Annotated in this window: 3 protein-coding genes and 1 pseudogene; 1 reads left to right on the top strand and 3 read right to left on the bottom strand. The window is 66.4% G+C overall.

Annotated elements, in window-relative coordinates; genetic code table 11:
- A pseudogene (locus AB4Y86_RS14935) lies at positions 1-156 on the bottom strand (orotate phosphoribosyltransferase); the annotation flags it as partial.
- Positions 157-222: 66 nt separating this feature from the next.
- Positions 223-1,482 carry an FAD-dependent oxidoreductase gene (locus AB4Y86_RS14930; RefSeq protein WP_441402981.1) on the bottom strand — a complete coding sequence of 420 codons (1,260 nt, stop codon included), beginning with the start codon at positions 1,480-1,482 and terminating at the stop codon, positions 223-225.
- Between the two features lie 139 nt (positions 1,483-1,621).
- On the opposite strand from AB4Y86_RS14930, the gene nadE reads away from it, so the two are divergent.
- A complete protein-coding gene (gene nadE, locus AB4Y86_RS14925; RefSeq protein WP_441402980.1) occupies positions 1,622-2,446 on the top strand; it encodes an ammonia-dependent NAD(+) synthetase in 825 nt (274 codons plus the stop codon).
- Between the two features lie 19 nt (positions 2,447-2,465).
- On the opposite strand, the gene AB4Y86_RS14920 is transcribed toward nadE, so the two are convergent.
- On the bottom strand, positions 2,466-3,431 hold the full coding sequence (locus tag AB4Y86_RS14920; protein ID WP_441402979.1) for a plastocyanin/azurin family copper-binding protein: 966 nt from the start codon (positions 3,429-3,431) through the stop codon (positions 2,466-2,468).
- Positions 3,432-3,485 lie beyond the last annotated feature (54 nt).

Genomic DNA, 3,485 nt, shown 5'->3' with positions numbered 1-3,485 from the left:
GTGCAGCGTGATGCGGCGCAGGTCGATGTAGTAGTCAGCCTCGGCCCCGCTGGAGAGGGTGACCTTGCCACGGACGACGGCGAGCTCCTTGATCWGTTCCAGGAGGCGGGCACGGGCGGCAGCGGCGTCGGCCGCAAAGTCACTGGTGGCAGTCATGGGACCCAGTTTAGTGGCACGGCCAACCGCGTCCGGCTGACCAGCGGCCTCGAGTCGACGCCGGGGCTAAGGGTACGGCTGGGGGCGGGCTTCGGCGCGACGCGCGAACGCCGGCGCATGCTCCGGCCGCGGCCCGAAGCCGATGAGCCGGGGAATGATTCTGCGGACCGCCGGCAGGTGTCGGGCCACGAAGAGCGCAGCGGCCGGAACTCTTGTCTGTTTCCCGGCCATGACCGGACCGAAGACGGCGCGGTGCATGAGGCGCTGGGCTGACTGCACGATGACGGTGGGCAGCCGCCGTCGGCGTTCGACGGCTTGGAGGTCCGCCCTGGTGACCCGGCCGCGCAGCAGCGCGGGGGCCAGGTACTGTGCCGCCGCCGCGGCGTCCTGGATGGCGAGGTTGATGCCGACGCCGCCGGCCGGGGACATCGCATGCGCGGCGTCGCCAATACAGAGCAGGCCGTTGATATGCCACGACTGCAGCCGGTCCAAGCGCACGTCGAGCCAGTGGAGATCATCGAGCGAACCTATGGCATCAACGCGGTCTGCGAGGTCCGGGCGGAGCGCGGCGATCCGCCGTCGAAACCCCTCGACGCCCTCTGCGCGGAGTCTGGCCTCGATGCCTTTCGGGGCGAGGTATCCCATCTGGTAGTAGTCAGTACGGGTGAGGGACACCAGCGCTTCGCCGGGGCCGAACGCGGGTACCAGCCCGGCCACCTCGCCGGTTTCGGCGGGGTAGCGGGGCAACCGGAACCACCAGGTGTCGAAGGGCACCGGAAACTCCTTCGACGCCAGCCCGGCGGCGGCGCGGAGGACGGAGTGGCGGCCGTCCGTGGCGACCACGAGGTCCGCCAGGAGTTCGTCCTGCCTGCCGTCGGGGGTCCGGAGGCGGACGCCGCGGACGCGGCCCCCGTTGCGGACCAGGCCCGTGGCCGTGTGGCTCATGAGCAGTGTGAAGGACGGCTCCTCGGCGGCGGCCGCGGCCAGGAAGTTCAGGAAATCCCACTGCGGCATCATGGCGATGTAGTTGTACGGCGGCCGCAGCGAGTCGAAGTCGCCCATGGTCACCGGAGGACCCCCGGCGACCGGGAGGACGACATTCTTGAGTCGGCTCTGCGGCAGCCGGCGGAACTCTCCGCCCAGGCCCAGCTCGTCAATCAGCCGGATTGTGGACGGGTGCACCGTGTCGCCACGGAAGTCGCGCAGGAAATCTCCATGCTTCTCCAGGACCGTCACCCGCACACCGGCCCGGGCCAGCAGCAGGCCAAGCATCATGCCGGCCGGGCCGCCGCCCACCACCGCGCACCCTGTCGTCTCCATGGCCATACGCTACGCCTCCGGGGGTGCCCGCGGGAGGGGTTTTCGCGGCGGAGGCGCACCTCGCACGCCGGTGCCACGTAGGCACCGCCAGCCTCGTGCCTGCAACAGTTGAGCCCGATTGACAAGGCTGGCTAGGCTGTGAGGCATGCGTGAACTCCAGGCCAAGATCATTGAAGAAATGGGCGTGCAGCCCCGGATCGACCCGGCCGGGGAGGTGCGCAAGCGCGTCACGTTCCTGAAGGAATACCTCAAGGCGACCCACACGAAGGGGTTTGTCCTGGGTATCTCGGGCGGGCTGGATTCCTCGCTTGCCGGACGACTGGCCCAGCTGGCCGTTGAGGAACTGGCAGCCGAGGGCACGGAGGCGAACTTCGTGGCTGTGCGGCTCCCCCACGGATTCCAGCACGACGAAGAAGATGCCCAGGCGGCGCTGGACTTCATCGGCGCCACGACCGAGTGGACCTTCAACGTCGCCCCGGCGGTGGAGGGCTTCGAGGCCGAGTTCGAGAAGACGACCGGCGCGCCCGTTTCCGATTTCACCAAGGGAAACATGAAGGCCCGCTCCCGAATGATTGCCCAGTACGCCCTGGCCGGCGAGCATAACTACCTCGTCATCGGCACAGACCATGGTGCCGAATCGGTGACGGGATTCTTCACGAAATTCGGCGACGGCGGCGCGGACATACTGCCTTTGTTCGGACTCAATAAGCGCCAGAACCGCGCCCTGCTCGCCGAGCTGGGCGCCCCGGCCCGGGTCTGGGACAAGGTGCCCACCGCTGACCTGCTCGACGGTAAGCCAGGCCGCACCGACGAGGACGAGCTCGGCCTCAAGTACGACGACATCGACGACTACCTCGAAGGCCGGGACGTTGCGGACGAGGTGGCCGAGCGGATCGAGGAAAAATACCTCCGCACCCGGCACAAGCGCACGGTCCCGGTCACGCTCAGCGATACCTGGTGGATACTGTAGCCCTCCGGAAGGAACGTGATCAGTCCCGGACTTCCACGGTCCCCTTCATGCCCATGTAGTCGTGCAGGGCGCAGATGTAATCAAACTCGCCGGCCTTCGTGAAGGTCACCTTGAAGCTGCTGCCAGGCGGCATGAGGCCCGAGTTGAGGTCCCCTCCGCTGAAGTGGTCCCGGTCCCCCAACGGCGCGAGGAAATTAGCCGGTTCGGTCCCGAAAGTCACGGTATGCGGGGCACCCATGCCGTTGTTGACGAACGTCACCGACTCCCCCACCCGGATCTCGATCTTCTGCTGGACAAACCGCATCACCATTGACGTTCCGTTGTCCGTCCCGGCAATCACGGTGTGGGGGCCCGCCTGATCCCGCGCCACGTCCCACTGCCGCTCTCCGTCCCGCAGAATAGTCCGCTCGCGCTTCTCGGACTGGTGGTCGTACTGCGACTGGCTGTATGGGTATTCCGTTCCCGCCGCCCGGACATGGACCGTGCCTTTCATGGCCATGCCGTGGACCAGGCAGTAGTAGGTGAAGTCGCCTTGGTTAGCGAATGCCAGGGTGTATTTCTTGACCTGTACGAATCCGCTGTCGGACACGTTCGTCATGACGCCGGAGTTGTAATAGGAATGCCCGTCATAGTCCTTGCTGCCCATTTGGGTGACGTCGGCCGGAACGGCGGGGTTGAAGGGCTGGGTGGAATCCAGGGACTGGCCTTCCGCCAGGAACGTCACGGTATGGATCTCTGCGGAGTTGGCCCGCCAGGTGACCTTGTCACCGGCATTCACGTAAATGTTTTCCGGCAGGAACGCCATGCCCTGAATGGCCTGGTCTGAGGACTCGGACCCGACCTGGACCGTCCACGTCCTGGCGGATTTTCCGCCGTCCGCGGCGGCGGCCCCGCAGACGGATACCGGCAGCAGGATGGCGGCGGTGAAAGCAATAAGAAGGCGCAGCAGACGCGGCGCGAGATGGTTTTCTGCTTGACGAGTCATCAGACTCATTCCTTTGTAGCTGGAGGAAACAGCCGGGAAACCGGCTTTACGTGG

Source organism: Arthrobacter sp. 2YAF22_2 (assembly GCF_052114645.1).
Taxonomy (GTDB): Bacteria; Actinomycetota; Actinomycetes; order Actinomycetales; family Micrococcaceae; genus Arthrobacter.
The sequence above is the reverse complement of the archived record's forward strand: the minus strand, read 5'-3'. Positions and strand labels throughout refer to the sequence as shown.

Excerpts from the sequence above, each read along its gene's own strand:
- AB4Y86_RS14930 (WP_441402981.1), bottom strand. The coding sequence starts at position 1,482 with ATGGCCATGGAGACGACAGGGTGCGCGGTGGTGGGCGGCGGCCCGGCC.
- nadE (WP_441402980.1), top strand. The coding sequence starts at position 1,622 with ATGCGTGAACTCCAGGCCAAGATCATTGAAGAAATGGGCGTGCAGCCC.
- AB4Y86_RS14920 (WP_441402979.1), bottom strand. The coding sequence starts at position 3,431 with ATGACTCGTCAAGCAGAAAACCATCTCGCGCCGCGTCTGCTGCGCCTT.